A 2,692-nucleotide genomic window follows, 5' to 3' on the forward strand; every position below is an offset into this window, starting at 1 on the left:
CATGAGTTTGGCCGCCGATACGGGGCGTCACTCCGGTCGGGCTTCGCCCTCCCTGCATGACGCCCCGTATCGGCAGTCCGATGATGAAACCGGCAGATGATCCACTTATCGAATGCCGATCCGTGTTCAGACTACCCCGGCCACCTCTGGCGGCGCATGTTTCTGCAACGACAGGAGAAAGGATGGCGATGCGCCACATGACAATCTGGCTCGCAGCTCTGGCTGCATCCTCCGCAATGACGGCCTCGGTCGCAGCGCCTCCTTTCAAGAACTGGGGTGGCGGTGAAATTCTGTGGGACAGCTTTGGCGTGCCGCACATCTACGCTAAGACGGAAGAAGGCGGCTTTTACGGCTTTGGCTATGCCCAGGCCCAGAATCACGGCAACCTGCTGTTGCGCATATATGGTGAGAGCCGTGCCCGCGCTGCGGAATATTGGGGTCAAAAATATGAGAGGCAGGACAAATGGCTCGTCGCCAATGATGTGCCGGCCCGCTCTATCCTGTGGTTCAATCAGCAGACCCCGCAGATGCAGAAGAATCTCGATGCCTTCGCGGCCGGTGTGAATGCCTATGCGGCGGCGCATCCCGATAAGATCGCACCCGACGTAAAGGTCGTCCTGCCGCTCAACGGCGTCGACATCATTGCTCATGCCCAGCGCCTCATGAATTTCGGCTATATCGCATCCGACCGCAAGGTATTGGTTGATCCGTCGACAAACGAAGCGGGTGGCTCCAATGCCTGGGCGGTGGCACCGTCTCGCTCGGCGAGTGGCAAGGCCATGCTGCTCGCCAATCCGCACCTTCCCTGGGCTCCGAGCCAACTCACCTATTTCGAGGCCCAGATTACCACGCCTGGCCTGGCCGTCTATGGCGCGACCCAGGTCGGCCTGCCAGTGCTGCGCTTCGCCTTCAACAAGGATCTGGGCTTTACCAATACGGTCAATACCATGCTGGGCTTCACCAGTTACAAGCTGACGCTGAAAGGGAATGGCTATCGTTTTGACGGCAAGACGCTGCCTTTTCGGGTCGTGACCAAAACCTACAAGGTCAAACAGTCAGACAATACGCTCAAGACAGTCAGTTTCGAGCAGAAGAGCACGGTCCATGGTCCCGTATTCACCCTGCCTGACGGCAATACGACGATTGCACTCAAGGTCGCGGGCCTCGATCGGCCGGGTGTGCTGGAACAATATCTCGCCATGGGTAAAGCGCGCGACTGGGGGGCATTTGAAAAGGCGCTGCGCAAGATGCAGGTGGTGATGTTCAACATCATCTATGCCGACCGCGCGGGCCATATCCTCTATCTCGACAATGGTCTTCTGCCCAAGCGTCCGCAAGGCGACCTGGCCTATTGGTCCGGTCTGGTGCCGGGCGACACATCGGCTACGCTGTGGAAGGACGTCCACAGCTATGACGACATGCCCAAGCTGCTCGATCCGGCGACCGGCTTCGTCCAGAACGCCAATGATCCGCCATGGCTGGCTACCTGGCCCCGCGCGCTCGATCCCAAGAGCTTCCCTGCCTATGTGGCGCCGGTCGGGCCGATGAGCCAGCGGGCACAGATGTCGGTCAAGCTGATGAGCCAGACGCCCAAGATCAGCTTCGATGATTTCGTATCGCGCAAGTTGACCACCACGTCTTTGATGGCAGAGCGGATGCTACCCGACCTGTTTGCGGCTGCTGCCAGTTCGACCGATGCCGACGTTCAGGCGGCGACGACACTGCTCAAGGGATGGGATCATCGGTTCGAACCAGACAGCCGCGCCGCGCTGCTGTTCGAGACTTGGGCCGGCCTCTTCGCGCCCAAGAATTTCACCAACCAGTCTAACTATGCCGTCAAATGGACGCTGGACGACCCGCTGGAAACGCCACGCGGCCTGAAAGACCCGGTGGCAGCCGTCGCCATGCTGAAGGAAGCGGTGGGGAAGACGAAGCAGCTATACGGCGCGATCGACCGTCCGTTCGGCGATGTCTCGCGCTTTCATATCGGCGATGTCAGCGTGCCGGCCAATGGCGGCTTCGGCAATACCGGCGTGTTTCGCACCATCACCTGGGGGCCGATGAAGAATGGCGAGCGCACGCCCGTCCATGGCGAGACTTGGGTTTCCATGGTCGAATTCAGCACGCCGATGAAGGCGGTGGGTCTTATGAGCTACGGCAATAGCAGCCAGCCCGGTTCCCGGCACAATAGCGACCAGTTGCAATTGCTGGCCGACAAGAAGTTCCGCACCCTGTGGATCGACCGTGCGGACGTGGAAGGGCATTTGGAAGAAAAGACAGCGTTCTGAGGAGTATCGCGATTGCTGGAGTGTAGGCACTGCATTCCAGCAACCGACATTCCGACCCATTCCAGCCATTTAGTGATGATTTTTTCAATCTCAGCAGCGGACCGTCAGCTAATTGCTGCGGTGGCGATAACTGATAAGCGCCGCGCGAATAGATTAAGATTCGGACGGGAGATATTCAACAACTGCAAGACAGTGTCGCACTGGCGATAACCCGGTCCTCCAAGAAGCCTGGCGCGCACACATTGAAGCGTGGCAATCCGCCGATCAAAACGTGATTGAGGTGTCGCTCGGCTTGCTGATGCCATGATAGTCTACCTCATAGCTTCCGGTCGTGTCCCGCGGGGTGGTGTAGGAAGGTTTCCCTGAGAGGGTGGCCACCGTCGATCTTCTGGTAGGGTTCGGAT

Annotated in this window: 1 protein-coding gene; it reads left to right on the plus strand. The window is 58.9% G+C overall.

Annotation, left to right across the window (positions count from 1 at the left end):
• Positions 1 to 197: 197 nt before the first annotated feature.
• Positions 198 to 2,288, plus strand: a complete 2,091-nt coding sequence (locus LL253_RS19590; protein WP_228228194.1) for a penicillin acylase family protein — start codon at positions 198 to 200, stop codon at positions 2,286 to 2,288.
• Positions 2,289 to 2,692: the final 404 nt, after the last annotated feature.

Source organism: Sphingobium soli (genome assembly GCF_020782245.1).
In the GTDB taxonomy this organism is placed as follows: domain Bacteria; phylum Pseudomonadota; class Alphaproteobacteria; order Sphingomonadales; family Sphingomonadaceae; genus Sphingobium; species Sphingobium soli.

Coding starts and splice junctions, on each gene's coding strand:
- LL253_RS19590 (WP_228228194.1), top strand. CDS start 198: ATGACAATCTGGCTCGCAGCTCTGGCTGCATCCTCCGCAATGACGGCC.